Genomic DNA, 25486 nt, shown 5'->3' with positions numbered 1-25486 from the left:
ACCGTGATCCCCCTTCGCTCACGTGTCACCACCGTTGGCCGCCAAGCAGCCGGAGCCCGCGCCCTGTGGCGCGCTACAGGCACCGGCGAGCACGAGTTTGGCAAACCCATCGTTGCCATCGTGAACTCCTACACGCAGTTCGTGCCTGGCCACGTTCACCTGAAACTTGTTGGTGACATCGTGGCCGACGCTGTCCGCGCCGCAGGCGGCGTACCCAAGGAGTTCAACACCATCGCGGTCGACGACGGCATCGCCATGGGCCACTCCGGCATGCTGTATTCGTTGCCCTCGCGCGAGATCATCACCGACTCGGTGGAGTACATGGTCAACGCCCACACCGTGGATGCCATGGTGTGTATCTCCAACTGCGACAAGATCACACCAGGCATGCTCAACGCCGCAATGCGTCTGAACATCCCCGCCGTCTTTGTCTCCGGTGGCCCGATGGAGGCCGGCAAGGCGTTTTCTGTCGGCGGTGTGACTAAGCCGAAGTCCGACCTCATCGACGCCATCGCGCTTTCCGCTAACAACGACGTCAGCGACGACGAGCTCGACAGTATCGCCAACAACGCCTGCCCCACCTGTGGTTCCTGCTCCGGCATGTTCACCGCTAATTCCATGAACTGCCTCACCGAAGCACTTGGCTTGTCACTGCCGGGCAACGGCACCACCCTGGCAACCCACACCGCACGCCGCGAACTCTTCGAGCGCGCTGGCCAGACCATCATGGACCTTTGCGAGCGCTACTACGGCCAGGGCGACGAATCCGTCCTGCCCCGCAACGTGGCCAACGTCCATGCATTCCGCAACGCCATGGCGCTCGACATGGCAATGGGTGGTTCCACCAACACCATCCTGCACATCCTGGCCGCAGCCCAAGAAGGTGAAATCGACTTCGACCTGGCAGATATCGACGATCTGTCACACAAGATCCCCTGCCTGTCCAAGGTTGCCCCGAACGGTGAGGCACACGTCGAGGATGTCCATCGCGCAGGTGGCATCCCAGCCATCCTGGGTGAGCTCCACCGCGCTGGATTGCTGCATGATGATGTGCATTCGATCACGTACTCGTCGCTAAGCCAATGGCTCGCAGACTGGGACATCCGCGGCGGAAGCGCTACCGAGGAAGCGCTCGAGCTCTTCCACGCCGCACCGGGCGGTGAGCGCACCACGAAGGCATTCTCACAAAGCGCGCGCTGGGAAAGCCTGGATACGGATGCGAAAAATGGCGTCATCCACGACGTCGAGCACCCGTTTACCTCCGACGGCGGCCTTGTCGTCTTGCGCGGCAACCTAGCCCCGGACGGCGCCATCCTGAAAACCGCAGGCGTCGAAGAAGGCTTGTGGGAGTTCACCGGTCCAGCACGCGTCGTCGATTCGCAAGAGCAAGCTGTGTCCATGATCCTCAACCGCGAGGTGCTCGAAGGCGAGGTTGTGGTCATCCGCTACGAGGGTCCAGCAGGTGGACCGGGCATGCAGGAAATGCTCCACCCGACGTCATTCCTCAAAGGCGCTGGCCTGGGCAAGAAGTGCGCACTGATCACCGACGGTCGCTTCTCCGGAGGCACCTCCGGTCTGTCCATTGGCCACATCTCCCCCGAAGCTGCCGCAGGCGGCCTGATCGGCCTCATCGAAAACGGCGACACCATCGCCATCTCCGTGTCCAACCGCGAACTGAAGCTGGATGTGCCGGAAGCAGAGTTGGAAAAGCGCCGTGAAGCTATGGAAGCCTCCGACAACCCCTGGACACCGAACCGTGTCCGTGAGGTTTCGAAGGCTTTGCGTGCATACGCCAAGATGGCAACCAGCGCCGACAAGGGCGCCGTCCGCCAAGTGGACTAAACGCAGCGTGCGTGTGGTTTAGGCAAACGGGTTAATCCCGGTGCCGAACCACCACGCCGCACCTGCTGCGGCAAGACCCACAATGGCGCAGATCCAGGACGATGCCAGCGGACGCTTCGCCCAACCGCGCGAGGCGTCGATACCGTAGCGGCCCGGACCGGTGAACTGCACTGCGAGCGACACTGCCAGCAGCATGACCGGCACCCACGTTTCCGGCGTCCAGGCGAAGACGTTGAAGCCGTCCGTCTGACCGTTGAATGCGTGCAGCGCCAAAAAACCGGTGACGGCGATCGCCACAGCTGCCGCAATCGGTCCGAGCAGACCAAGGACCAAGAACACGCCGGCCGTGAGTTCGAGGGTGGGAACAACAACAGCCAGGCCGTTGCCGTACGGGTAGTTGGCGAATGCATTTTCTAGGCCGGCGATACCGTCGTTGCCGCCGAGTCGGAAGAACACTGCGACGGAATCAATAATCAGGTACGCGCCGAGGAACAGACGCAGCAGCAGCAAGCCGAAATCAGTCGTGCCACGGCGGGCGTCTTCCTCCTCTACTGCAACCGGTGCCGGATCCACCGCAACCGGCTCGACCGGCTCCTCCGCATAGGTTGCGGGGGCTGCCGGTGCGATGGTTTCAGATTCACGGATGAACGCGGATGTCACCGGTGCCGGGTCGGATGAGTATGCAGACGCCGAGGGGACCGCAGTAGAGCCTGCGGACGGCGCAGAGGCTTGTGCTGCCTTATCGGCACTCAGGCGCACCTCGTCGCCCGTCTGGGAAGTCTGCGGAAAAATCTCCGTCGCAGCATCCCCCTTGTATTCGGGCACGTCAGCGACGTTTTCCAGGTTGTTCAGATCGTCGGGTGTGAGATCGCGTGGATTTTTAGCCATGGCCTACAACTTAGGCGAAAACTTCGCTGTGATTTGTCAACTCGCCGGGGTGCGCTGCACCGATGTCAACAAACCTAGTTAGCCAAGCCCGTGTAATGGTGTTACCCTACAACCCGTTCTAAACTTTTTACGCAGATTTATATAAGGAATGTTTATTGATGTGTAAGACGCTCAAAGTCGCCCTCGCGCTCGTGGGCCTGACTGTCGGCGCCGGTTTTGCCTCCGGGCAGGAAGTCATCCAGTACTTCCTCGCCTTCGGCTACAAGGGCATCATCGGCGCCGCCATCGCAGGTGCCGCGATCGCAATCTTCAGTGGCTGGGTCTACCAGCTCGGCTCCTACTACATGGCCGATGACCACAGTGCCGTGTTCAAGAGTGTCTCGCGTCCGTGGATTGCTAAATACATGGACATCACCACCGTGTTCACGCTGTTCTGCATCGGCTTCGTCATGGTCGCCGGTGCTGGCGCGAACCTCGAGCAACAATTCGGCCTGCCAACTTGGGCCGGATCGACCATCATGGTTGTGCTGCTGCTCCTGTCCGGTCTTCTTGACATCGACAGGCTCACGAACGTTTTCTCCTTCATCACGCCGCTGCTGATCATCTGCCTGCTCGCCGCGTTTGTGATCACACTGACGAACATCCCGTCCGACTTCGGATACATCAACGAGATTGCACAGCAGAACCAAAGCGCATCAGGCACGTTTGGTAACTGGCTGATCACCGCGTTGAACTACGCAACCCTGGTCATGATCATGGACGTTTCCATGATGCTCGTCTTTGCTGGCTCCCACATGAACCCTGCACAGGCCGGTAAGGGTGGCCTGCTGGGCGGCATTATGTTCGCTGTTTTGCTGCTGATCCTCACGTTCATTCTGTTCTGCAACATGGCAGACGTGATGGACGCAGACATGCCGCTGCTGATGGTCTTCGACAACATGCACCCGGCAGTGGGCGTGTTCGTCTCCATTGTCATCTACCTGATGATTTACAACACCGCCGTCGGCATGTTCTACGCCAGCGGTCGTCGCCTCAGCCACGACAAGCCGGGCAAGTTCCGCCCGTACTACTTCGCGGCGGTTCTCGTCGGCTACGCCCTGTCCTTCATTGGCTTCGCTGACCTGCTCGGTTGGGTTTACCCAGTTCTGGGCTACCTCGGTCTTGCCCTTGGCATTGCTATGGGTGTGGCTTGGTTCCGCGACCGCAAGAACATCCAGGAGGAGACGGGACGCCGCGAGCGTCTTGCAGAGCTTGCCGAGACCGCGCTCGATCCGGAAGGCGAGCCGCTGACCCGCGCCGAGCGCAACGAAGTCGACGAGCTCACCGGCGATTCCCACATGGGCGGCCAAGACCTGTGGCAGTCCGTCCAGGAAGAGGTTGCTGCGGATCTGCACGCGGACTCTTCCAGCGAATTCGATATCGCGGACGTGCCTGCGCTCGATCCGGAGTCTGAGTCCTACGAGGGCGCACCCGATACCCCGGGCGACGAAATCCACTGGAAGTCCTACGAGGAGATGTACAAGACTGGCGAGTTCCCGGCCGTCAAGCCTCAAAACAAGTAGCACTGCTTGACGACGACTCCCCCGCCCCGGCCATCCACCACACTGGCCGGGGCTTTCGCGTTTCGTGGTTACATCTCCCAGGGATTAACTAGCTCAACGCCCATCGACTCAAAGCCAGGGGTATTCCGTGTCGCAACGATAAGGCTATGTACTTGAGCGGTAGCAGCGATAAAAGAATCCGCAGTCACTTTCGGGTCTGGGACGTGCATCGCAGCCGCCACAGAGGCTACGTCCTCATCAAAAGGAAGAATGCGCCCTTTGAATTGAACTTTAACTTGACCATTGAACCAGTCGCGCAACCTTTCAGCCTGCACTGGATCCGTACGTTGCTTGAGCAGAATTCCTCTTTCGATCTCAAAAACTGAGATGGAAGAGATGTATACGTTTCCCTCTGCCAGGTTGTCGGCCCAACTCGCCACTCGAGGATTCACTCGGCCGGGCGGCTTCCGCAGCTCACTAATAACGTTGGTATCGAATAAATACCTCACAGGTCGAGACTCCGCACTTTAAATTCAGCTCGTGGAGGGTCGAATTCTATATCTTCATCCTTCATTTGAACTGCTTTTACCCACCCAGTTTCTGACGATGAGAGCCGACGATAGTCGTCGATCGACAGCAGAACGTGTGACGGCTCCCCACGATCAGTAATGATCACAGGGTGATCGAGCGCGGCGCGCTTCGCGGCACTGACATCCCGATTGAATTCTCTGGCGGAAATAGCGGTCATAACACACCTCCCTGCAGGTACGTACCTACAGGATATGCATTGTTACCATTACCTACAACTCACCAAAGAAGAACCAGCCGGCCCCGTACATCAGTCGGGGCCGGCTGTGTGGTGCTTCGCTGAAGGTTACTCCGCGAGTTTCTTCGCGATGAGCTGGTTGACCTGGCCCGGGTCTGCCTTACCCTGGGTGGCCTTCATTACGGCGCCGACGATTGCGCCGGTGACCTTCTTGTTGCCTGCGCGGTACTTCTCCACGATGTCTGGGTTGGCGGCAAGTGCGTCGTCGACAGCCTTCTCGATAGCGCCGTCGTCGCGCACGACCTCAAGCCCACGCTTTGCGACGACCTCATCAACGTTGCCGTCCCCCTCAATCACACCGTCGATCGCCTGGCGGCCGAGCTTGGTGGTCAGCTTGCCCTCCTTGACCAACGCAACCACGCGTGCGACGTCGTTCGGGGTAACGCCAAGCGCGTCCAGGTCTTTGCCTGCTTCATTGGCCTTGCCCGCGATGTAGGACACCCACCAGGAACGAGCCTCGTCCGGGGTCGTGCCAGCTTCCACTGTGTCCACGATGAGATCCAGCGCACCAGCGTTGACCAGGTCACGGAACTCCTTCTCCGGCAGCTGCCACTCCTCCTGGATGCGAGCGCGGCGCACCCACGGCAACTCGGGCAGGGTCGCACGGATTTCCTCAACCCACTCCGGCTTCGCGATCACCGGCGGCAGGTCCGGGTCGTTGAAGTAGCGGTAGTCGGATGCCTCTTCCTTCGGACGTCCCTTCGAGGTGGAGCCGTCCTTCTCCTGGTAGTGGCGGGTCTCCTGGACGATCTCCTCGCCGTTTTCCAACGCGGCAGCCTGGCGCTGCATCTCAAAGCGCACGGCCTGCTCGACCGACTTCAGGGAGTTGATGTTCTTGGTCTCGGTGCGGGTACCGAACTCTTCCTGGCCGACTGGGCGAAGCGACACGTTGGCGTCACAACGCATGCTGCCCTGGTCCATACGAGCGTCGGAAACACCGAGCGCCTTGACCAGTTCGCGCAGAGCACCGACGTATGCCTTCGCCACCTCCGGGGCGCGCTCGCCAGCGCCGATGATCGGCTTGGTCACGATCTCAATCAGGGGCACGCCGGCACGGTTGCAGTCCACGAGCGAAGCGGTCGCGCCAGTAATACGACCGGACGCGGAGCCCAGGTGGGTGAGCTTGCCGGTGTCCTCCTCCATGTGTGCGCGTTCGATTTCCACACGCCACTCGGTGCCGTCCTCGAGCACGACGTCCAGGTAGCCGTCGTACGCAATCGGCTCGTCATACTGGGAGATCTGGTAGTTCTTCGGCTGGTCCGGGTAGAAGTAGTTCTTACGCGCGAAGCGGGATGACTCCGCAATCTTGCAATTCAGCGCCAGGCCGATCTTGATTGCCCACTCCACACCCTTGGCGTTGACCACCGGCAGTGCGCCCGGCAGGCCGAGCGAAACCGGGTCAACGTTGGAGTTCGGCTCCGCACCGAAGTGGGCAGAGGCCGTGGAGAACATCTTCGTCTCAGTAGCGAGCTCGACGTGCACCTCAAGCCCCATAACCGGGTCGTACTTTTCCAGTACCTCGTCGTAATCCATCAGATCGTAGGCAGTCATGCCGGCCATTCTACTGCCCTACCCGATTCGCTCGCGCTACAGCTCGCCGTGGCGACACGTACCTAAAATAAAAACTTCCCTCAGACGGAAAGGCACTAACGATGACGAACGCATTGCTTGCCCAAATGGCGAGTGCTTATGCGGCCTGGATGCCCAGCCAGCTGCGCGACTGGTACTCGGAGGAAGAACGTTTCTACCTCGCGACGGAGGAGATGCGCCCGCAAGCAGAGCATGTGGCTAACGACGAGTTCGGCGCCGGATTCCGCGATCACCTCAACAGCATCGGCGGGCCGACCGTAGAGGACCCGCTTGCGTGGGCGAACCGGCACGTTGAGTTCACTGATGGTCACTGGTGCGTCGCCGGCATCCGCTTTTTGGGGCTGGATCCCAAGAAGCCGTTTGTGCATGTCGTCGCTACGTCCGTATCACCGCAGTACGACGGGTTAGCACCGTATGCAGCACAGTTGCACCGCGAGTTCGCTGATTTTGTGCCGGTTGCAATCCGGTTCGAATTGCCCAACCCGCCGGAGAGCGCCGATGTGGATCAGTGGATCGTTGCTGGCCTCGTCTCCGAACTGCGCGCTGCACCACGCCGCCCGCAGAGCCACCGGGTGCGTCTCGTTCCAGCAGCCCCCGAGGAGATGACGGGGTACGCAGATGAGGTGCTCGGCAACGTCGTGAAGCAAACGCCCGACGTGGCGACCTGGACCGAAGCAGCGACATTGCCGCAGTTGCAAAGTTGCGCAGAAACAGGCGCACTGTACGCAGTGGAAGTTGGAGGCCAACGCGCCGGCGTTATCGCCGCAGCGCGCGACGACGCCAACGGGATGCGCGGGTTTCAGGTCTACGAGTTTCTTCTCGACGACCACGCGCGCGGCCGCGGCCTCGCCCCCGCCGCCATGCAGCACCTGTGCGACGTTCTTCCCGCGCACCCCGGCGACACGTTGTGGGGAACGATTCATGCGGGCAATGGGCCGTCGCTAGGCAATGCGCTCGCTGTCGGGCGTAAAAAGATCGCCGCGTTCGTGTGGGTGGCACGTCGCGGCGACTTGTAGTGGATGGCCCTAGACCACCATGGGTTCTGCGGCAGGCGCTGCTGGGTTCTCGGCACGCTTCGCGCGGTCATCGCGAAGACGCATGACCATGGCGAAGATCCCGCCGGACAGGGTGTGCCAGACCGAGAAGATGACACCCGGCAGCGCGGCAAGCGGGGTCATGTACTGCACAGCGAGCGTGGCGGCGAGGCCAGAATTTTGCATGCCGACTTCCACCGCGATGGTGCGCGAGGCCGATTCGGTTTGCTTCGTCCCCTTGCCGGTGAAGTAGCCAAGCGCGTAGCCGAGCAGGTTGTGGATCATCACAGCTACCAAGACAAGCAGACCCGCTTCGACGATCTTGTCCCGTGAACCCGAGACGATGATCGCGACGATCGCCCCAATGGCGACGACAGAAATCCACGGAAGCGCTGGCAAGATCGCTTGGGCGATCTTCGGTAGAAAGAACGTAATCGCGAGGCCGAGCAGGACCGGAAGCAGCACCATCTTGACCGTGGAGATCGCCATCGAACCAGCACTTACTGGCAGGTACTGCCCCGCCAACCACAGGGTGAGCAGTGGCGTGAAGATCGGCGCGAGCAGCGTGGACACCGTGGTCATCGCCACCGACAGCGCCACATCACCGCGTGACAAGTAGGTCACCACGTTGGAGGTCGTGCCGCCCGGGGCGCAGCCGACGAGGATGACACCAGCTGCGATTTCCGGTGGCAGATTCAGCATCCACGTAATGAGCACCGCCAGTACCGGCATGATGACAAACTGCGCGATCACTCCGATCAGCACAGGCGTCGGACGCTTCGCGATGATCGCAAAGTCGGCGACTTTCAACGTCAGGCCCATGCCAAACATGACCACGCCCAGAAGCCAGGTTGTCCCCCCGGTAATCGGCGCGACGACAGACGGGGTGAAGTATCCGATGCAGCCGCCGACAACGACGAGGATCGGGAAGACAACAGAGGCGATCAGGGCCGAACGATCTTCGGCGGTGGTCGCCCCACGACGCGATTGACTCATAGCGTGAGATTCTACTCTCACAATATGGACTCGCGGGCCGTTTTGGAGATTCTGTTAGGAAACCCCTGCGCTGTCCTAGGTGAACATCGCCTTCGCGGTGGCGTAGCGGCGCTCCGGGACGGTCTTGAGTTGCGCCACTGCATCCTCGAGCGCAACAAGTTCGATGTCCTCGCCGTGCAAGGCCACACAGCTGCCAAAGTTGCCGTCGTGTGCCGCGCGGGTGGCGTGCACACCGTAGCGGGTGGCCAACACGCGGTCGTAGGCGGTCGGCGTGCCTCCGCGTTGAATATGTCCAAGAACGGTGGTGCGCACGTCGTAGCCGAGGCGCTTCTTCACTTCGTCGCCAATGATCTGGCCCATGCCATTGAAGGTCTTGTGGCCAAACTCGTCTTCTTCGCCGAGGCCAGCATCCATCGTGCCCTCCTTGGGCACCGCGCCTTCGGCAACGACGATGATGCCGTACTTCTCCCCCATCTGGAAGCGGCGTTCCATGGCTTTGCAGATCTCCGCAATATCGAACGGCTCCTCGGGGATCACGGTGTAGTGCGCACCACCCGCCATGCCGGCATGCAGGGCGATCCAGCCGACGTGGCGGCCCATGACCTCCACGATCAGGATGCGGTTGTGGGATTCTGCTGTGGTGTGCAGGCGGTCGATCGCGTCGGTGGCCACGGACACTGCGGTGTCGAACCCGAAGGTGTAGTCGGTCGCGGCAACGTCGTTGTCAATCGTCTTCGGCACGCCCACAACCGGGATGCCATTGTCGGAGAGCCACTTCGCACCCTTGAGCGTGCCCTCACCACCGATGGCGATCAGTGCGTCGATGCCAGCATCGTCCAAGTTGGCCTTAATCGTGTCGATTCCAGCCTTGAACTTGTCCGGGTGCAGTCGCCCCGTGCCCAGAATCGTGCCGCCGCGTAGAAGCAGGGAGTCCATGTAGGCGTCGTCGTAAAGATCGACCCTGCGGTCCTCCATCAAACCGACCCAACCGTCGCGGTATCCAACGACGGTGGAGCCGTATTCGGTGTTCGCGGTACGGACCACGCCGCGGATAACGGCGTTTAGTCCGGGGCAATCTCCTCCAGAGGTCAACGTGGCAAGTCGCATGCACGCCAGCCTAGCGCGCTGCGCCTGCCCCTGCCCGCGGCGCAATGCGTATCGACGACACCACGCCCACCACCATCGCCACAACCGGCAACACCAGCGCCTTCGACGCCGTCACATCGATCTCTCCGGAGGCGAGCACTGCCCCCACGAGTGCCACGCCGAGCACGCTGCCAACCTGGCGCGCGGTGTTGTACAACCCGGACGCAGCGCCGGTCTGTCCCTCGGTGATGCCGCGCATGGTGACTGCCGCGTTCGGCGCCCACACAAACGCGCCACCGATACCGAGCAGCGCCGTGACTGCGGTGAACCACCACAGGTTAGCGCCGGCGTTGATGAGCGCGATCGCCAGCACCAGCGCCACAGCGCTGAGCGTGAACCCGATCGCGCAGAGCTTGCCGGGGTTGCGCCGATCCGTCAGGTAGCCGGCCACCGGCGTGAGCACCAGCGCGAGCACCGACATCGGTGCTGTGATCAGGCCCGCCGCCGAGGGCGAGGCCCCTGCGACCGTCTGCAGCCAGTACATCAGCGGGATAAACATCGAGGCGACGGTGAACCCCATGGAGGCCACGCCGAGTGTGCCTAGTGCAAAAGCGCGGTCCGAAAGGAGCTCGATTGGTAGGAACCCGTCATCGGTGCCGTTGCGTGCTGACAGAACGAGCACGCCCAGCAGCAACACACCGAACAGGATCGAGGGCCAATAGCCGAACTGGATGCCGTAGACCAACAGCCCAAGCCCGCCGAAGGACAGCACGATCGGTAATAAGGTGACCCGCTCCCCTGTCGTCGTTAATCGCGGCAGCGCAATGACACCGGCGACCAGCGCAACCGCCCCGAGCCCCGCCTGGGCGTAGAACGCCGCACGCCAACCCTGGGACTGCGCGATCGCGCCGCCGGCGACAGGCCCGATGAGCGAGGCCACCGAGCCGATCACGCCCCACACGGCGAACGCGCGGCCCTGCTTGTCGGCGGCAAACACGCGCGGGATCAGACCGAAGGCTTGCGGCAGGAACACCGCCGCGCCGAAGCCCTGGAGCGCACGCGCGACGATCAGGGAACCGAACGACCACGACGCGCCCGCTAGTGCCAGCGCCGCCACGTAGACGGTCAGGCCGGTGAGGAACATGCGGCGCTGCCCGAAGGCGTCGCCAAGCCGTCCCGTGGCCGGCATGGGCGCGACCGTGCACAGCAAGTACACACTGGTCAGCCACACCGCGCCGCCGACCTCGTACGGCAGAAGCGGGGTGATCACGGGCATGAAGCCCTGGTCGATCAGGACAAGAAAATACCCCGCAGCCAAGGCTGCGAGGGTATTCCAGGGATTAACGGCCGGCTTCAAATGCGGCACCCACGCGGTAGAGGCGTGCGTCCTCGAACGCCGGGGCGATCAACTGCAGACCAACCGGAAGGTCGGTATCGGAGGCGTTGCCCGCCGGAACCGACATGCCCGGCAAACCAGCCAGGTTCAGCGGCAGCGTGAACAGGTCGAAGTTGTACATCGCCAACGGGTCGTCGACCTTTTCACCCAACTTGAAGGCGGTCGACGGCACAGACGGTGCTGCAATGACATCGCAGCCCTCGAACGCCTTGGCAAAGTCCTGGGCGATCAGGGTGCGCACACGCTGCGCCTGCAGGTAGTAGGCGTCGTAATAACCCACCGACAGCGCGTAAGTGCCCAAGATGATGCGGCGCTTGACCTCAGCACCGAAGCCCTCACCACGAGTTGCGGCCATCACCTCTTCTGCGGAGCGGGAGCCGTCGTCGCCGACGCGCAGGCCGTAACGCATGCCGTCGAAACGCGCGAGGTTCGAGCTCACCTCGGACATCTGGATGATGTAGTACGCACCCATGACGTCGTCGAAGCTCGGGCAGTCGACCTCGACAATCTCAGCCCCCTGGCGCTCGAGCTGAGCGTAGGCGGCGTCGATGGCCTCCTTGACACCTTCCTGGGTGCCGGGGCGCTCGAACTGCTTGACGCGTCCGATCTTGACGCCCTTGAGGTCACCCGAAACGCCCTCACGAGCTGCGTCGGCACACGCCGGAACCTCGCGGTCCACGGAGGTAGCGTCGAACTCGTCGTGGCCAGCGATGATCTCGTGCAGCAGCGCAGTATCAAGCACATTGTTCGCGCACGGGCCAACCTGGTCGAGCGAGGACGCACAGGCGATCACGCCATAGCGCGACACGCCACCGTAGGTCGGCTTCACGCCAACGGTGCCGGTGAGCGATGCCGGCTGGCGGATCGAGCCGCCCGTGTCGGTACCGATGCCCAGCGGGGCCTCACCAGATGCAAGCGCCGCAGCGGTGCCGCCACCGGAACCACCCGGGACGCGCTCCAAATCGTGCGGGTTCTTCGTCTGCTTGTACGCGGAGTTCTCCGTGGAAGAGCCCATGGCAAACTCATCCAGGTTGGTCTTGCCCAGAATCGGGATGCCAGCGGCGCGCAGCTTCTTGACCACAGTAGCGTCGTACGGGCTCATGTAGCCCTCAAGCATCTTCGACGCAGCCGTCGTCGGCGCGTCCGTGGTGACCAGCAAGTCCTTCAGTGCCAGCGGCACACCAGCGAGCGCAGACGCTGGCTCCTCGCCGTTCTTTACCTGCTCGTCGACCTTGTCAGCCGCAGCCAGGGCCTCTTCGGCACCAACGTGCAGGAAGGCCCCCAATTCGTCGTCAATCTCCGCGATGCGGTCCAAAAACGCCTGGGTAACTTCGCGCGAGGTGACCTCGCCAGCCTGAATCATCGCCGCAAGTTCGTGCGCTGGCTTTGCGACGAGCCCCTCTGCCGGAATCGTGTACTGCGTCATCGTTTAGTCTCCCTCTCCGAGAATCTGCGGCACCATAAAGCGGTCGTCCTCCACAGCCGGCGCCTGATCCAGCGCCTGCTCCTGCGTCAGCACCTTCTTTTCCACATCGGCGCGCATACCGGCGTCGATGGAGTGCGGGTGGCTCATCGGGGTCACGCCCTCGGTGTCCACGCTTTGCACCTTCGACACTGCTTCCACAATCGTGTCCAGCTGCTGGGCAATCGTGTCCAGCTCCTCGTCTTTCAGCGCAATTCGCGCCAGGCGTGCGATGCGCGACACCTCGTCGCGTGAAATCTCAGCCACAGTCCCATCCCTTCGGCATAACGTGGGTTGCGATTAACGCGCCTTATCTTACGTCACGTCGCGCCACCGCTTCTTCTCCCCCAGTTGCTATAAATAAGGCCATGTCGTACCTCATCCGCGTTTCACTCCCCGATGTGCCGGGCAGCCTCGGCCAGCTCGCTGAGGCGTTCGGCATCGTGGAGGCCGACATCAACTCCGTGGACATCGTCGAGTCCTCACTCGACGGCACCGTGACCGACGACATCGTGGTCACCCTGCCCACCGGAGTCATGGTGGACACCCTGATCACCGCCGTCGCATCCGTCGACGGCGCCGAAGTGGACTCGATCCGCCCCTTCACCGGGCGCGTCGACCGCCGCGGACAGATCCAAATGCTCGCCCAGATCGCGGCACATTCGGGCAAACAGGCCGACACGCTCGAAGAGTTGGTCAACGTCATGCCGAAGGCCGTCACCTCCTCCTGGGCGGTGGTGCTGAGCAACACCGACGCCGGTTTGGAGCGCGTCGCTGCCTCCTCCGCCGCGCCCGAGGATGACGGTTCCACCCCGCAGATGCCCGCAATCGAGGGCGCGCGCATCTTGCAGCCCGATTTCGACGAATGGGTGCCAGAGTCTTGGTTCCAGTTGGACACCGCCCTGACCGTGGCACCCCTGCACGGCACCGACCTCGTGCTCGTCGTCGGCCGTGTGGGCGGTCCCGATTTCTTGGCCTCCGAGGTGCGCGAGGTCGGCGATTTGGGCTACATCATCGGCGCGATCCTGCGCTAGCGCAGACCTCAGCCGTTGCATGCTTTCTAGAATTCTGTAATTCTAGAAAGCATGCAACCGATTGAAGCACGCCTCTCTGACCTCGAAGCACGCGTCGCCGCGCTCGAACACGCATCACCACCCGAGCCCTCCCCACTCCCCGGTTCCAGCAAAGAAACAGAGCAAGGCAGAGTGTCCTTCGCCGGCGACATCACACTGCCGACCGGCACCTACTCCTACGAATGGATCCGCCCAACAGCGTGGATCACGGACCAACCGTGGGACGACGCAATGGACCGCATCGCCGCGCTCGCGCACCCCGTCCGCGGCGCCATCTTGCGCCACCTTTTAGCTGCACCGGCGAGCGTGACGGAGCTGGTCGAATCTGAGCTGGTTTCCTCCACCGGCACCGCGTACCACCACCTGAAGGAACTGCAGGCCGCCGGCTGGGTGCGCAAGCAGGGCGGGATGTTCGAGATTCCCCCGGCCCGCGTTATCCCGCTCATGGCGATCGTGATCGCCGGAGAGGACCACTGATGCGCGCTACCAACATTGCTGCCGGCGTAATCGCCGCCGCCATCGCCGCCGCGTTGATGCTCTCCACCGGCCCCCGCGACATTTCCGTGGCCTCTGAGCACACTGGCGATGCCGAGATCTCCTCCGCCCTCGAACACCTCGCGGAAGACGGCCACCGCAACCTCGCCGCCTTCACCTACGACGACGGCGAAGTCCGCTTCGGCGGCCTCGGCGCCGACGAGCACAATGACTTCGAAATCGGCTCGATCACCAAAACATTCAACGCGGAGCTTGTCCGCCAGTTCATCGACGCCGGCGAGCTCAGCCTGGATACTCAGGTGCAGGAGCTTATCGACGTCCCCTCCGCCCCCGTCGCCGATGTGACCATCGAGGAGCTGCTCAACCACACCTCCGGGCTCGCCCCCACCGAAAGTCTGAGCCTCGCGGACATGTTCGTGGCGAACATCCGCGACGGCGGCAATCCCTACCGGCGCGACACACCGCAGGACATACTCGACGCCGCCGGTTCCGCCGAGCTGAACAACCGCGGCGAGGAACAATACTCAAACTACGGCCACGCGCTGCTCGGCCAGCTGCTGGCCATACACGCCGGCGTGCCCTACGACGAACTGCTGTGCACCCGAATCTTCGAGCCCGCTGGCATGACGTCGACCTACGTGGCGCTACCTGGCACCGTCGACGAAGCACCGACAGGCCTGGCCGCCAACGGGCACCCCGCCGGCCCGTGGGACATGGACGGCTGGGCCCCGGCTGGCGCGATCCGCTCCACTGCTGCCGACATGGCCAAATACGTGGAATGGGTGTCCTCGCACGGTGTGCCCGACTATGGCTGGGCAAGCCTCGACGGAGGCGGTGAAGAAATCACGTTCCACAACGGCGGCACCGGCGGTTTCCGCACCATGCTGGTCTGGGACCCGGAACGCGCCGACCACAGTCGCGCCGCGTTCGTCGCGGGCGACACCGAAGCCTGGGTAGACGCGCTCGGCATCGACCTGATGGAGGAAACCCGATGATCGCACTCGTCATGATTCTGCTGCTCCTTGCGTCCTCGACCTTCGGCGCCGTGCGGAATGCCAAGGGCCCCATCTACGCCCTCGTCAACGCGGTCATCACCGCAGTGGTGATGTGGTTGCTCTCATTCGGCGTGAACTGGAACGGCCAGTTCCCCATCTGGCTGTGGTGGGCCCTCGCCGTCTGGGCGGCAGCGCTGGTCGGCCTCAGCGCCGCGCGCCTTACGCAAGCGCGTCGGGGCCGCCCTCGAGCAGCTGCACAAACTGCGCCTCGGTGAGGATCGGCCGGCCCAGCTCTTCGGCTTTCGCTGCCTTGGAGCCGGCGTTTTCACCGACGACCACATAGTCGGTTTTCTTCGACACCGAACCCGCCGCCTTGCCTCCGCGGGACAGGATGGCTTCCTTAATTTCATCTCGGGTGAAGCCCTCCAGCGTGCCGGTGGCGACGATGGTCAGCCCCTCCAGCGTCTGCGGGGCGCGGTCCTGATCGTCCGACTCCATAGTCACGCCGGCTGCGGCCCAGCTGTCCACGATGTTTTGGTGCCAGTCCACGGTGAACCACTCTTTGAAGCTCTCGGCGATCACGTCGCCCACGCCGTCGGTTTCGGCGAGGTCGGCCACGGGGGCGTCGATAAGCGATTGCATCGAGTGGAAGCGCGACGCGAGCGCGCGAGCCGCGGTGGGGCCGACATGGCGGATGGATAGCGCCACGATCACGCGCCACAGGTCGGCGTGCCGCGCGGTTTCCAGGTTGGCCAGGAGCTTCTTGCCGGAGGCGTTGACCTCGCCGTCCTTGCGGGTGTACACGCTGGACTTTTTCAGGTCCTCCTCGGTGAGGTCGAACAGCTTCGCTTCGTCCTCCAGCACCCCGGAGGCAATGAGGTCGACCGCGCCCTTCTCGCCGAGTGCCTCGATATCGAATACGCCGCGTGATGCGATGTACTCCAGGCGGGTGGCGAGCTGTGCGGGGCACGAGCGGGTATTCGGGCAGCGCCAGTCCGCGTCGCCCTCCTTCGCGGGAGCAAGTTTCGTGCCGCACGAGGGGCAGTTCTCGGGGTAGACGAATTCGCGCTCGGTGCCGTCGCGAAGATCTGCAACGGGGCCCAGCACCTCGGGGATAATCTCGCCGGCCTTGCGCACCACCACGGTGTCGCCGATCATCACGCCCTTGCGCTTGACTTCATGCTGGTTGTGCAGGGTTGCCATAGACACCGTCGAGCCTGAGACGAACACCGGCTCCAGCACCGCATACGGCGTCGCGCGGCCCGTACGACCGACAGAGACCTCAATGTCGAGCAGTTTCGTGGTCACCTCCTGCGGCGGATACTTGTAGGCAATCGCCCAACGCGGCGCGCGCGACGTCGCGCCAAGCCCGCGCTGTTCAGCGACGGAATCCACCTTGACCACAAGCCCGTCCATCTCGTGGATCGCATCATTGCGGTGCTCACCCCAGTACTTCACGGCCTTGAGCACATCGTCCGCAGTCTCAGCCCGGCGCGTGTACTCAGAGACCGGCAGGCCCCACTCGGCGAGTTTCTCGTACGCCTCATGCTGGGTCTCGGGGGTAAAGCCCTCGCGTGCGCCGATGCCGTGGCAGATCATGCGCAGTTTGCGCTTCTTCACGTCCTCCGGATTCTTCTGGCGTAGGCCGCCGGCTGCCGTGTTGCGGGGGTTGGCGAACGGTTTGCCGCCTTCCTTTTGGCGCAACTCATTGAGTTCCGGGAAGTCCTCAGGGCGGATGAATACCTCGCCGCGGACCTCGAGGAACGCGGGTGCGTCGCCAGTGAGTTTGTGCGGGATGTCCTCGATGACGCGCGCGTTGGCGGTGATGTCCTCGCCGGTAGTGCCGTCGCCACGCGTTGCTGCGCGGGTCAGTTCCCCGTTTTCGTAGATCAGGTCGATGGACAGCCCGTCGATCTTCAACTCCGCCAGGTACGGCCCCGGGGTCTTGTCCAGCCACTCGCGCATCTCCTCTTCGGAGAACACGTTATCCAGGCTCATCATGCGCTCGGGGTGTGTTACGTCCGCGAACGCGGAATCGGCCGTCGGCGCGCCGACCTGCTTCGTTGGCGAATCCGGCACCGCCAACTCCGGGTGATCCTCCTCCATCTTCTGGAGGCGGCGGAACATCTCGTCGAACTCAGCGTCGGTAATTACCGGCTGGCCGTTGTAATACAGGTCGCGGTGCTTACGGACCTCGGCGGCTAGTTCGTCCCATTCACGGTGCAGATCAGCGGAAATTTCACTCACGAGGAGCCAGTGTAGGTGTTAAAACAATCATCCTGTCGCTTGCAGCAGGCCTCCCAAGTTCACCAGGTTGTATTCCGCAAGGCACTCGATCTGCTACTACAATGCGCTAGAAGAAGGGAGGCACAACATGACAGCAACACACGCGCAATGCTTTGAAGCATCCGGGGCATCGATCCGCGCTGCACGTGCCTCGATGGCTCTTGAGAGCCGTGCCGTTCCTGAGACCTACGAACCGTCCGAGCTTGAACAGCAAATCCTCTCACGGCTTTTCGAGGAACGCGGATGGGGTTAGACCCCGGCTACGGCGAAACCCCGCTCGACGGAGATGAGATGAGTGCGCTCGAACCGGCGCTGCTCGAACATTTTGACCGTATCCCTGACAAGCTCACAATTCATAGCCTCGAACAGCAGACCCTTGCAGTTACTCGTGCGAGGGTTCTCGAGGACATCGACAATTCGGAACTTCATCTCGACGAGATACTGACAACATCGTTCCTTGTCGAGCTTCACCGGTGGTTATTCGACGGCATCTGGACCTGGTCTGGAGCGTTCCGTCGCACTGGGCTCAATATCGGTGTGGATCCGCAATTCATTTCCACTGAGTTACATGCTTCCTTTGGCAATCTTGGTTATCAAGCAGAGGCTTCGTTACTCACCGCCAGACAGTTGGGTATTGCTACCCACGCTGAGCTAGTTCGTATCCATCCGTTCACCGACGGTAACGGCCGAGTCACCCGTCTCATGGCTGATCTCGTATTTGCTGCGTCACAGGGTCTTCCCCATACTTATGAATACGACTGGGACCTGGATAAGAGCGTGTACATCGACCTGTTGCGCACTTATGACCTCAATCGAGATCCAACTCCGCTCTCCAGCTTTATCGGAGTCCGGAAGCTCGGTTAACGACTTTGGATCACTCGTGTCGGCGCGCTCGTTACAATGACCGGCATGGCCACATTCGATGCCTCCCGCATGCTCTCCTTCGACCTGGAGACCACCTCCGCTAACCCGCGCGAGGCTCGCGTGGTCACGTCTGCGCTTGTGCGTATCGACGACGGCGTGGTCGACGCCAACGAAACCCTCGCCGATCCCGGGATTGAAATCCCCGAAGAAGCCGCCAAGGTGCACGGTATTACGACGGAGAAGGCGCGCGCGGAGGGGCGCGACCACGACGAGGTGGTGCGCGAGACCGTCGAGGCGATCAAGAAGGGCTGGGAAGACGGCCTGACGCTCGTGGTGTTTAACGCCCCCTACGACTTAACGGTGCTGCGCAACCTCACCGGTGATTTCACCGTCACCGGCCCCGTGTTCGACCCGCTGGTGGTCGACCGCGCGAAGGACCGCTACCGCAAGGGCCCACGCAACCTGACCGCGATGTGCGAGCACTACGGGGTGCGCATCGACAACGCACACGAGGCAACCGCCGACGCGTTCGCTGCCGCCCGTGTCGCCTGGATGCAGGTGCGCAAGGCCTACCCAGACCTCGCCCAGATGGAGTCTGGCGACCTCATGGAGTGGCAGGCCGTGGAGTACTTCCGCATGCAGACCGATCGCAAGAAGTACTTTGAGGCCAACGGGCGCGACGCCTCAGGTGTGCTCACCGCCTGGCCAATGCAGGGCTAACTCACTTTTACTGGCTTGCCAGTTCTTCGTGCATTTCGCGAGCGGCAGCGTAACTGCGCGCGCTTGCAAGCAGCGTGTCTGCCGGCTCGGCGTACACATCGATCTGGGTCTGTGCCGGGTCGATCTGTAACTCGTCGAACACGCGATACAGTTCGCGCGGCTGCATGGTCGGGATCGCGATGCGCGTCCCCGTATCGAGCAGACGCGCCAGCGCGTCGCGGTTGCAGGTGCGGGGGTCGGTGGTCTGCCACGGGGTGTCGTCGATAAGCACAGGCGTGTGCAACAGATGCTCGCCGAAGCGTTGCAGGGTCTCCTGTGGCTCCGGGATCGCCGCGATGGTTTCGTAGTCAGTCGCGCCTTTGAGCGTGCCGGCCATGACGTCGCCGAGGCGTGGCTCGTCGAGTTGGAGCACCGTGGCGCCGAAGCGGCCGGCGACATCGCTGCGGTGCTGGTTGCAGGCTTCGAGCAGCGCGTCGGTGAGGTCGCGCAGCGCGCCGGGGTCGGTGATCATGCGGTGGCCGTTGGCCATCTCTACCTCGGCGGCGAGCGTGAACGGGCCAGCAAGCTGCACCTTGACCGTGTCTACTTTGCCGTGCCAGAGCTCCTCGAGGTGGTCGAGGTCACGCACCATGCGGTCGGCGTCTGCGCGCTTACGGGCGGCAACGCGCCACCCGCGCGGGCCCGGCGCGATTGGGATCTCGAGCAGCGCTGCGGTGCGCCCAATGAGATCGGAGCCGACGCCGCGGTCCGGCAGTTGCGGGACGTGCGGCAGCGGTGACTCGGAGAGCACGACATCGGCAGCCTTTGCCAGATCTGTCCCGGGCAGGGGCCCGATGCCGAACGCGGTTGGTGCGATCATGCTGTCGCGCAGATCGTGCCTGAGCCGAGCACGATGTCGCCCAGGCCATCCGGGTCAGGCAGGTACAACACCGCTGCCTGGCCGCGGGCCACGCCCTCGAGTGGCTGGTGGAGGGTAAGCGTCATCTGGTCGCCCGCGATACGCGCAGTGCACGGCACAACGCCACCGTGGGCGCGGATCTGCACGTTTGCCTCGAACTCGGCTGCGTCGGCCATCGCCGGGTGCAGCACTTTCAGGCGGTCGGCGGTGATCTCCGTGACGCGCAGCGCGTCGCGCGGGCCGACGGTCACGGTGCCGGTGGCCGTGTCCACATCGGTGACGTAGCGCGGCTTGCCGTCAGCGGCAGGCACGCGGAGGTTCAAGCCCTTGCGCTGGCCGATCGTGTACTGGAACGCGCCGTCGTGCTCGGCGAGTTCGTTGCCTTCGGTGTCCCGAATCATGCCGGGGCGCATGCCGATGGAGCGCCCCAGAAACGCCTGGGTGTTGCCATCGGGGATGAAGCAGATGTCGTAAGAATCCGGTTTGGAGGCAGTAGCAAACCCGTGGCGGGCGGCCTCCTCGCGGATCTGGGGTTTTTCCGTATCACCGACCGGGAAGATGCAGCGGTCCAACTCGTCGCGGGTCAGCACGCCGAGCACATACGACTGGTCTTTGTTCGGGTCGGTCGAGCGACGCAGGTTGCCGGTGTCGTCGATAATTGCGTAGTGCCCTGTGGCAATCGCATCGAAGCCGAGCGTGACCGCACGGTCCAGCAGAGCCGCGAACTTGATCTTCTCGTTGCAACGCAGGCACGGGTTTGGGGTCTCGCCGTTCTCATACGACCACACGAAGTTGTCAATGACCTCTTCTTTAAACCGGTCAGAGAAATCCCACACGTAAAACGGGATGCCCAGCTTGTCGCACACGCGACGCGCATCGGCAGAGTCCTCGAGCGAGCAGCACCCGCGGGCAGACTCTCGCGTCTGCTGCGCATCTTTGCTCAATGCAAGGTGCACGCCGACAACATCGTGGCCGGCCTCCACAAGACGCGCCGCCGCAACTGAAGAGTCGACTCCCCCGCTCATCGCCGCTAATACTCGCATGTCGGCGCAGTGTAGTCCCGCGCCCACGAAAGGTGAAACGTCCGGCTGCATGCATCGAGACCACCCCCTGGACTTATACCCCCATGGGGTATTAACGTGGGAGACGGTCGCCGCACTAGCCCCCGGCGCGGCCGAACCGATCACAACCACGAATAGCAACGAAAGGACAGAACCATGAACGACAGGCACGCCCACTCCGGCACCGAACCCGGTGGGCACGCCAGCCATCATGAGCATGACGCTCACGAGGCCCATGCAGGACACGGTGGTCACGACCACGCAGGACACGCAGGACACGGTGATCACGTTGCCCAGTTCCGCAGACTCTTCTGGATCATGCTGGTTCTCGCGATCCCGGTCGTCGGGTTCAACAGCACTTTCGCCCATCTCATCAGCTATCAGCTGCCAGACACGGAATGGGCCCGGTGGATCTCACCACTTTTGGGCACAGTCATTTACCTCTGGGGAGGCCGGCCGTTCTTGACCGGGGCGGTCTCAGAGATCCGCTCCCGCAAACCCGGCATGATGCTGCTGATCGCGCTCGCGATCACGGTCGCCTTCGTCTCGTCTTGGGGTGCGAGCCTGAACTTGCTGGACCGTGGGCTGAATTTCTGGTGGGAACTGGCGCTGCTGGTGGTCATCATGCTGCTGGGGCACTGGATCGAGATGCGCTCCCTCGCCCAAACCACCTCGGCCCTGGATTCGCTCGCCGCTCTTCTGCCCGACGAGGCCGAAAAGATCGACGGCGACGAAGTGGTGAAGGTCACTCCGGCGGATCTTGAGGTCGGCGATGTCGTGATCGTGCGGCCCGGCGCGTCCGTGCCTGCCGACGGCACAATTGTCGACGGCAGCGCCAGCATGGACGAGTCGATGGTCACCGGTGAATCGAAAACGGTGCGCCGCGGTGAAGGCGAGCACGTGGTCGCTGGCACCATCGCGACAGACTCGGGCCTGCGCATCGAAGTAACGGCCACGGGTGGCGACACCGCGCTGGCCGGCATTCAAAAGCTCGTCACCGATGCGCAGGAATCGTCGTCACGCGCGCAACGTCTCGCGGACAAGGCTGCTGCCTTGCTGTTCTGGTTCACCCTCGGCGCCGCCATTCTGACCGCTGTGGTCTGGACCGTCGTCGGTGTGCCAAATGACGCGGTAGTGCGCACTATCACGGTGCTCGTCATCGCCTGCCCCCACGCCCTCGGCCTTGCCATCCCGCTGGTCGTCTCAATCGCGACTGAGCGCGCGGCACGCGGCGGGGTATTGATCAAGGATCGGCTCGCGCTCGAATCGATGCGCTCAGTCGACGCTGTGTTGTTCGACAAGACCGGCACGTTGACCAAGGGTGAGCCCACCGTCACCGCGATCGAACCCGTGCGCGGGTACGAGGAAACGAACGTGCTGGCCCTGGCAGCGGCCGCTGAAGCAGACAGCGAGCACCCGCTCGCCCGTGCCATCACTGGGGCCGCTCAAGCTCGCGATGTGGCCGTGCCGCAGGCCACCGACTTCTCTTCATCGCCAGCCGTGGGTGTGAAAGCAACTGTCGACGGTGAGGTAATCGAGGTCGGTGGCCCCTACCTGCTTGAGCAGCATTCCGCCGCGGAGCTTCCGGTCGCCGACGAGTGGCGAAAGGAGGGCGCGATCATTCTCCACGTTCTCGCCGACGGCGAGGTGATCGGAGCACTCCGGCTTGCCGACGAGATCCGCCCCGAATCCCGCGACGCCGTCGACGCACTGCACGCATCGGGTGCTCAAGTCGTCATGATCACCGGCGACGCGCAGGCCGTGGCGAACACCGTAGCGGGCGAATTGGGCATCGATCGGGTCTTCGCCGGTGTGCGGCCGGAGGACAAGGCCGCAAAGGTCAAGGAACTGCAAGCCGAGGGCCACAAGGTCGCCATGGTCGGCGACGGTGTCAACGACGCACCGGCGCTGGCCCAGGCCGATGTCGGTATCGCGATCGGTGCGGGCACCGACGTGGCCATCGGCTCGGCGGAGGTCATCCTGGCAAGCTCTGATCCGCGATCTGTGCTCTCGGTCATTGAGCTCTCGCGAGAGACCTACCGGAAGATGAAGCAGAACCTGTGGTGGGCGGCCGGCTACAACTTGCTGTCCGTGCCGCTGGCCGCCGGTATCCTCGCTCCAATCGGCTTCGTGATGCCGATGAGCGTCGGTGCGATCCTGATGTCTGCCTCGACCGTCGTCGTCGCCCTCAACGCGCAACTGCTCCGCCGACTCGACCTCACCCCACAGAGCAGCACCGACCGGATACTTAACCGGTCCAAGTAGCCCGGTACCGTCCACACCAAACAAGGAGACCCATAATGAACGACCACGGCTACATCAGCGATAAAGACCGCTACCTCGCTCGGCTCAAACGTATCGAGGGGCAGACCCGCGGTATTCACCGCATGATCGACGAAAACGCCTACTGCATCGACATCCTCACCCAGATCAGCGCCGTCAACGCAGCGCTGAAGGGCGTAGCACTGGGCTTGCTGGACGATCACTTGGAGCACTGCGTCGCCAATGCCATCAAAGGCGGGCAAGAAGCCGAGGACAAGATCAAAGAGGCGTCTGCCGCTATCGCGCGGCTGGTGAAGTCCTAAACGTCATACTGCGGTACGACGCGACAGCCCGCGGCGCTAAGTAGCGTGGACGGCCATGAACTTTTCCACTACCCGCGCAGTGCGGATCCGCAATGCGAACATGGCAGCATTCATGCTGGTCCCCTGCCTAGTTGGGCTGCTGCCGGATTCGCGGCAGTTGGTCGTCGGGCTCGCACTGCTGGCCTGCGCCGTTGCGGCCCCGTTTACCCGCTGGCGCTGGCCACTGGAAACGTTCGCTGCGATCCTTACGGTGCTCATTCCCGCGGCGTTCTGCGCATCGCTCCCCGTCGGCACAATCGCCGTGGCGCCGCTCGCCGCCTACATCGCCAGGCGCCACCTGCCCGCCCCGCACCGCGACTTCGCCACGGGTGCACTGCTGCTTGGCGACGCCGCAGCCACCGCGTTCGTCATCCCCGCGCTCACCGCGCTCGAGCCTGCCGAGCGACTCCCCTACGTCTTCTGGAGCATCATTCTGCTGACCGTGGCGCTGCTGTTCGGCGAGCTGCGCCGCCGTGCCGAGGAGACCGCGGAGAAGGATCTGGCCCGACAGCGTGAGCAGTTCGAGCGCGATGCCCAGGAGCAGCGCGCCCACCTCGCGCGAGAGATCCATGACATTGTCACCCACTCGCTGACCGTCATCGTCGCACAGGCCGACGGCGCGCGCTTTGCCGCCACCCCGGAGGCGAAGGACGAGGCGCTGCGCACCATCGGCAACGTCGGCCGCGACTCGCTGCGCCAGATGCGCGGCGTGGTGGAGCTGCTCCGCGCCCCTGAACAGCGCCCCGTTGAACCAACAACGCAACTGGACATCGACGGCCTGGTCGCCACCAGCCGCGCGGGCGGGCTTAACGTCGCATACACCGCCGAGGGCACCCCTCCCGAGCACCTGGCCCCGGCCACCGCGCTTACCGTCCAGCGCATCGTGCAGGAGTCCCTGACCAACGCCATGAAGCACGGCACCGGCCACGCCGAGCTCGCGGTGCGCTGGGGCGCAGATAACGTCGTGGTTGAAATGACGAACCCGGTCGCTCCCGGCGCGACCACTCGTCCGGGCCACGGAGTGGAGGGCATGCGGCAGCGCGCGGCGCTTTCCGGTGGCACGGTGACCGCGTCCGCCACCCCCGCCGGCACCTGTACCACAATGGCAAGGATCCCGCTGAACTCATGATCACTCTCGGACTCGCAGACGACCAAGCGTTGTTTCTCCACGGCATCCGCAACGTGCTGGACTCCCAGCCGGACATGGAGGTCCGCTGGCTTGCCGCGAACGGCGAGGAGGCAGTGCAGGCGTGCGACAGCGATCCGGTGGGCATTGTGCTTATGGACGTGCAAATGCCCGTCCTCGACGGCATCGCGGCCACCCGGCGTATCACCCAGCACCATCCGGACACCAAGGTGATCGTGCTGACCACGTTCGACGACGAGGCCTACGTGCTCGGCGGGATTGGCGCGGGCGCGAGCGGGTTCCTGCTCAAGGACGCGGAACCGGAGGCGCTGCTGGACGCGATCCGCACGGTTGCAGGCGGTGACGCGGTGATTTCGCCGCGGGCGACGAACCGGATCGTCGCAACGCTTGCTGCTCCGACAGAGAAGGCTGTGGCCCTGTCCGCCGCCGACCGCCTCGCGCTGGGTGAGCTCACCGAACGCGAGCGCGAAGTACTCATCGCGATTGCCCGGGGCTGGAGCAACGGCGAGATCGCGGAGCGGATGTTCATCTCCATGCCCACGGTGAAAACGCACGTGGGCCGGGTGCTGGCGAAGACGCAGTCGCGCGACCGGGTGCACGCGGCCCTTTTCGCGTACCGGACCGGGTTGGTCTCGCGCGCGGATCTGTTGGATTCCTAAGCC

Annotated in this window: 26 protein-coding genes; 14 read left to right on the top strand and 12 right to left on the bottom strand. The window is 63.3% G+C overall.

The genetic code is table 11. From position 1 onward, the window contains the following. The first annotated feature begins 3 nt into the window (after window positions 1-3). Window positions 4-1842, top strand: a complete 1839-nt coding sequence (gene ilvD / locus CCOY_RS05655) for a dihydroxy-acid dehydratase (RefSeq protein ID WP_092102383.1) — start codon at window positions 4-6, stop codon at window positions 1840-1842. Between the two features lie 18 nt (window positions 1843-1860). On the opposite strand, the gene CCOY_RS05650 is transcribed toward ilvD, so the two are convergent. Further along, window positions 1861-2730: a DoxX family protein gene (locus CCOY_RS05650; protein WP_070452316.1), complete on the bottom strand. Its 870-nt coding sequence runs from the start codon at window positions 2728-2730 to the stop codon at window positions 1861-1863. A gap of 158 nt (window positions 2731-2888) precedes the next feature. On the opposite strand from CCOY_RS05650, the gene CCOY_RS05645 reads away from it, so the two are divergent. Further along, entirely contained in the window at window positions 2889-4292 is a 1404-nt protein-coding gene (locus tag CCOY_RS05645) for a YkvI family membrane protein (protein ID WP_092102380.1), read from the top strand. Between the two features lie 68 nt (window positions 4293-4360). On the opposite strand, the gene CCOY_RS05640 is transcribed toward CCOY_RS05645, so the two are convergent. The 3 genes from CCOY_RS05640 to gatB all read right to left on the bottom strand — a co-directional run bounded on the left by CCOY_RS05640 (window position 4361) and on the right by gatB (window position 6648). Continuing rightward, window positions 4361-4780, bottom strand: coding sequence for a type II toxin-antitoxin system VapC family toxin (locus CCOY_RS05640; RefSeq protein ID WP_092102377.1), 420 nt, complete (start codon window positions 4778-4780; stop codon window positions 4361-4363). Continuing rightward, window positions 4777-5019, bottom strand: coding sequence for a type II toxin-antitoxin system Phd/YefM family antitoxin (locus CCOY_RS05635; protein ID WP_070422983.1), 243 nt, complete (start codon window positions 5017-5019; stop codon window positions 4777-4779). The genes CCOY_RS05640 and CCOY_RS05635 overlap by 4 nt, the downstream gene beginning before the upstream one ends. A 126-nt stretch (window positions 5020-5145) precedes the next feature. Continuing rightward, window positions 5146-6648: an Asp-tRNA(Asn)/Glu-tRNA(Gln) amidotransferase subunit GatB gene (gene gatB / locus CCOY_RS05630; RefSeq protein WP_070484358.1), complete on the bottom strand. Its 1503-nt coding sequence runs from the start codon at window positions 6646-6648 to the stop codon at window positions 5146-5148. Between the two features lie 101 nt (window positions 6649-6749). Here gatB and CCOY_RS05625 point away from each other — a divergent pair, with 101 nt between their 5' ends. After that, on the top strand, window positions 6750-7703 hold the full coding sequence (locus CCOY_RS05625; RefSeq protein ID WP_092102374.1) for a GNAT family N-acetyltransferase: 954 nt from the start codon (window positions 6750-6752) through the stop codon (window positions 7701-7703). A gap of 9 nt (window positions 7704-7712) precedes the next feature. Here the strand turns inward: CCOY_RS05625 and CCOY_RS05620 are convergent, their stop codons facing one another. From CCOY_RS05620 to gatC, 5 genes are all read right to left on the bottom strand, one after another. After that, window positions 7713-8717, bottom strand: a complete 1005-nt coding sequence (locus CCOY_RS05620; protein WP_092102371.1) for a bile acid:sodium symporter family protein — start codon at window positions 8715-8717, stop codon at window positions 7713-7715. A gap of 75 nt (window positions 8718-8792) precedes the next feature. Then, complete coding sequence (locus tag CCOY_RS05615; protein WP_070484362.1) at window positions 8793-9824, bottom strand: ATP-dependent 6-phosphofructokinase; 1032 nt, start codon at window positions 9822-9824, stop codon at window positions 8793-8795. A gap of 10 nt (window positions 9825-9834) precedes the next feature. Continuing rightward, the gene (locus CCOY_RS05610; RefSeq protein WP_244268717.1) at window positions 9835-11121 is read right to left on the bottom strand and encodes an MFS transporter; all 1287 of its coding nucleotides are present in this window, start codon (window positions 11119-11121) and stop codon (window positions 9835-9837) included. Between the two features lie 22 nt (window positions 11122-11143). Beyond that, on the bottom strand, window positions 11144-12625 hold the full coding sequence (gene gatA, locus CCOY_RS05605; RefSeq protein WP_092102365.1) for an Asp-tRNA(Asn)/Glu-tRNA(Gln) amidotransferase subunit GatA: 1482 nt from the start codon (window positions 12623-12625) through the stop codon (window positions 11144-11146). Window positions 12626-12628: 3 nt separating this feature from the next. Further along, on the bottom strand, window positions 12629-12928 hold the full coding sequence (gene gatC, locus CCOY_RS05600) for an Asp-tRNA(Asn)/Glu-tRNA(Gln) amidotransferase subunit GatC (protein WP_070422994.1): 300 nt from the start codon (window positions 12926-12928) through the stop codon (window positions 12629-12631). 101 nt (window positions 12929-13029) lie between these two features. Between gatC and CCOY_RS05595 the strand changes: the two genes are divergently transcribed. From CCOY_RS05595 to CCOY_RS05580, 4 genes are read left to right on the top strand one after another with little or no spacing between them, the layout of a single operon-like run. Next, window positions 13030-13695 (top strand): ACT domain-containing protein, encoded by a 666-nt coding sequence (locus CCOY_RS05595; protein WP_070452292.1) that lies wholly within the window; start codon window positions 13030-13032, stop codon window positions 13693-13695. Between the two features lie 51 nt (window positions 13696-13746). Next, a complete protein-coding gene (locus CCOY_RS05590; RefSeq protein ID WP_092102362.1) occupies window positions 13747-14211 on the top strand; it encodes an ArsR/SmtB family transcription factor in 465 nt (154 codons plus the stop codon). Further along, window positions 14211-15224 (top strand): serine hydrolase domain-containing protein, encoded by a 1014-nt coding sequence (locus tag CCOY_RS05585; protein ID WP_070829344.1) that lies wholly within the window; start codon window positions 14211-14213, stop codon window positions 15222-15224. Before CCOY_RS05590 ends, CCOY_RS05585 begins: the two co-directional genes overlap by 1 nt. Beyond that, on the top strand, window positions 15221-15499 hold the full coding sequence (locus CCOY_RS05580) for a hypothetical protein (protein ID WP_070829343.1): 279 nt from the start codon (window positions 15221-15223) through the stop codon (window positions 15497-15499). The genes CCOY_RS05585 and CCOY_RS05580 overlap by 4 nt, the downstream gene beginning before the upstream one ends. On the opposite strand, the gene ligA is transcribed toward CCOY_RS05580, so the two are convergent. Then, on the bottom strand, window positions 15444-17471 hold the full coding sequence (gene ligA / locus CCOY_RS05575) for an NAD-dependent DNA ligase LigA (RefSeq protein WP_092102358.1): 2028 nt from the start codon (window positions 17469-17471) through the stop codon (window positions 15444-15446). The two genes, CCOY_RS05580 and ligA, sit on opposite strands and share 56 nt — an antisense overlap. 127 nt (window positions 17472-17598) lie before the next feature. On the opposite strand from ligA, the gene CCOY_RS05570 reads away from it, so the two are divergent. The 3 genes from CCOY_RS05570 to CCOY_RS05560 are packed head-to-tail and all read left to right on the top strand — an operon-like array spanning window position 17599 to window position 19094. Next, on the top strand, window positions 17599-17763 hold the full coding sequence (locus CCOY_RS05570) for a hypothetical protein (RefSeq protein ID WP_167594517.1): 165 nt from the start codon (window positions 17599-17601) through the stop codon (window positions 17761-17763). Further along, window positions 17754-18374: a Fic family protein gene (locus tag CCOY_RS05565; protein WP_070422997.1), complete on the top strand. Its 621-nt coding sequence runs from the start codon at window positions 17754-17756 to the stop codon at window positions 18372-18374. Before CCOY_RS05570 ends, CCOY_RS05565 begins: the two co-directional genes overlap by 10 nt. A gap of 45 nt (window positions 18375-18419) precedes the next feature. Then, window positions 18420-19094, top strand: coding sequence for a 3'-5' exonuclease (locus CCOY_RS05560; RefSeq protein WP_092103077.1), 675 nt, complete (start codon window positions 18420-18422; stop codon window positions 19092-19094). A gap of 7 nt (window positions 19095-19101) precedes the next feature. On the opposite strand, the gene CCOY_RS05555 is transcribed toward CCOY_RS05560, so the two are convergent. Beyond that, window positions 19102-19953: a uroporphyrinogen decarboxylase/cobalamine-independent methonine synthase family protein gene (locus CCOY_RS05555; RefSeq protein ID WP_092102355.1), complete on the bottom strand. Its 852-nt coding sequence runs from the start codon at window positions 19951-19953 to the stop codon at window positions 19102-19104. Beyond that, window positions 19950-21035: a tRNA 2-thiouridine(34) synthase MnmA gene (mnmA, locus tag CCOY_RS05550; protein ID WP_092102352.1), complete on the bottom strand. Its 1086-nt coding sequence runs from the start codon at window positions 21033-21035 to the stop codon at window positions 19950-19952. Before mnmA ends, CCOY_RS05555 begins: the two co-directional genes overlap by 4 nt. Window positions 21036-21209: 174 nt before the next feature. On the opposite strand from mnmA, the gene CCOY_RS05545 reads away from it, so the two are divergent. The 4 genes from CCOY_RS05545 to CCOY_RS05530 are packed head-to-tail and all read left to right on the top strand — an operon-like array spanning window position 21210 to window position 25483. Then, entirely contained in the window at window positions 21210-23318 is a 2109-nt protein-coding gene (locus CCOY_RS05545; RefSeq protein ID WP_092102349.1) for a heavy metal translocating P-type ATPase, read from the top strand. A 35-nt stretch (window positions 23319-23353) separates the two neighbouring features. Further along, entirely contained in the window at window positions 23354-23638 is a 285-nt protein-coding gene (locus CCOY_RS05540; protein ID WP_070452265.1) for a metal-sensitive transcriptional regulator, read from the top strand. 55 nt (window positions 23639-23693) lie between these two features. After that, window positions 23694-24806 carry a sensor histidine kinase gene (locus CCOY_RS05535; RefSeq protein ID WP_092102346.1) on the top strand — a complete coding sequence of 371 codons (1113 nt, stop codon included), beginning with the start codon at window positions 23694-23696 and terminating at the stop codon, window positions 24804-24806. After that, a complete protein-coding gene (locus tag CCOY_RS05530; RefSeq protein WP_092102344.1) occupies window positions 24803-25483 on the top strand; it encodes a response regulator in 681 nt (226 codons plus the stop codon). The genes CCOY_RS05535 and CCOY_RS05530 overlap by 4 nt, the downstream gene beginning before the upstream one ends. The last annotated feature ends 3 nt before the right edge of the window (window positions 25484-25486 follow it).

Source organism: Corynebacterium coyleae (assembly GCF_030408635.1).
Classification (GTDB): domain Bacteria; phylum Actinomycetota; class Actinomycetes; order Mycobacteriales; family Mycobacteriaceae; genus Corynebacterium; species Corynebacterium coyleae.
Note: the sequence above shows the minus strand (reverse complement) of the source record. Positions and strands in the feature narration are given on the sequence as shown.

What these genes read in the sequence shown, in the direction of transcription:
- CCOY_RS05585 (WP_070829344.1), top strand. Translation starts at nt 14,211, where the DNA reads ATGCGCGCTACCAACATTGCTGCCGGCGTAATCGCCGCCGCCATCGCC.
- CCOY_RS05635 (WP_070422983.1), bottom strand. Translation starts at nt 5,019, where the DNA reads ATGACCGCTATTTCCGCCAGAGAATTCAATCGGGATGTCAGTGCCGCG.
- CCOY_RS05625 (WP_092102374.1), top strand. Translation starts at nt 6,750, where the DNA reads ATGACGAACGCATTGCTTGCCCAAATGGCGAGTGCTTATGCGGCCTGG.
- CCOY_RS05580 (WP_070829343.1), top strand. Translation starts at nt 15,221, where the DNA reads ATGATCGCACTCGTCATGATTCTGCTGCTCCTTGCGTCCTCGACCTTC.
- CCOY_RS05595 (WP_070452292.1), top strand. Translation starts at nt 13,030, where the DNA reads ATGTCGTACCTCATCCGCGTTTCACTCCCCGATGTGCCGGGCAGCCTC.
- CCOY_RS05530 (WP_092102344.1), top strand. Translation starts at nt 24,803, where the DNA reads ATGATCACTCTCGGACTCGCAGACGACCAAGCGTTGTTTCTCCACGGC.
- CCOY_RS05560 (WP_092103077.1), top strand. Translation starts at nt 18,420, where the DNA reads ATGGCCACATTCGATGCCTCCCGCATGCTCTCCTTCGACCTGGAGACC.
- CCOY_RS05545 (WP_092102349.1), top strand. Translation starts at nt 21,210, where the DNA reads ATGAACGACAGGCACGCCCACTCCGGCACCGAACCCGGTGGGCACGCC.
- CCOY_RS05620 (WP_092102371.1), bottom strand. Translation starts at nt 8,717, where the DNA reads ATGAGTCAATCGCGTCGTGGGGCGACCACCGCCGAAGATCGTTCGGCC.
- mnmA (WP_092102352.1), bottom strand. Translation starts at nt 21,035, where the DNA reads ATGCGAGTATTAGCGGCGATGAGCGGGGGAGTCGACTCTTCAGTTGCG.
- CCOY_RS05540 (WP_070452265.1), top strand. Translation starts at nt 23,354, where the DNA reads ATGAACGACCACGGCTACATCAGCGATAAAGACCGCTACCTCGCTCGG.
- CCOY_RS05615 (WP_070484362.1), bottom strand. Translation starts at nt 9,824, where the DNA reads ATGCGACTTGCCACGTTGACCTCTGGAGGAGATTGCCCCGGACTAAAC.
- CCOY_RS05535 (WP_092102346.1), top strand. Translation starts at nt 23,694, where the DNA reads ATGAACTTTTCCACTACCCGCGCAGTGCGGATCCGCAATGCGAACATG.
- CCOY_RS05565 (WP_070422997.1), top strand. Translation starts at nt 17,754, where the DNA reads ATGGGGTTAGACCCCGGCTACGGCGAAACCCCGCTCGACGGAGATGAG.
- CCOY_RS05650 (WP_070452316.1), bottom strand. Translation starts at nt 2,730, where the DNA reads ATGGCTAAAAATCCACGCGATCTCACACCCGACGATCTGAACAACCTG.
- CCOY_RS05590 (WP_092102362.1), top strand. Translation starts at nt 13,747, where the DNA reads ATGCAACCGATTGAAGCACGCCTCTCTGACCTCGAAGCACGCGTCGCC.
- CCOY_RS05555 (WP_092102355.1), bottom strand. Translation starts at nt 19,953, where the DNA reads ATGATCGCACCAACCGCGTTCGGCATCGGGCCCCTGCCCGGGACAGAT.
- CCOY_RS05645 (WP_092102380.1), top strand. Translation starts at nt 2,889, where the DNA reads ATGTGTAAGACGCTCAAAGTCGCCCTCGCGCTCGTGGGCCTGACTGTC.
- gatA (WP_092102365.1), bottom strand. Translation starts at nt 12,625, where the DNA reads ATGACGCAGTACACGATTCCGGCAGAGGGGCTCGTCGCAAAGCCAGCG.
- gatB (WP_070484358.1), bottom strand. Translation starts at nt 6,648, where the DNA reads ATGACTGCCTACGATCTGATGGATTACGACGAGGTACTGGAAAAGTAC.
- CCOY_RS05570 (WP_167594517.1), top strand. Translation starts at nt 17,599, where the DNA reads ATGACAGCAACACACGCGCAATGCTTTGAAGCATCCGGGGCATCGATC.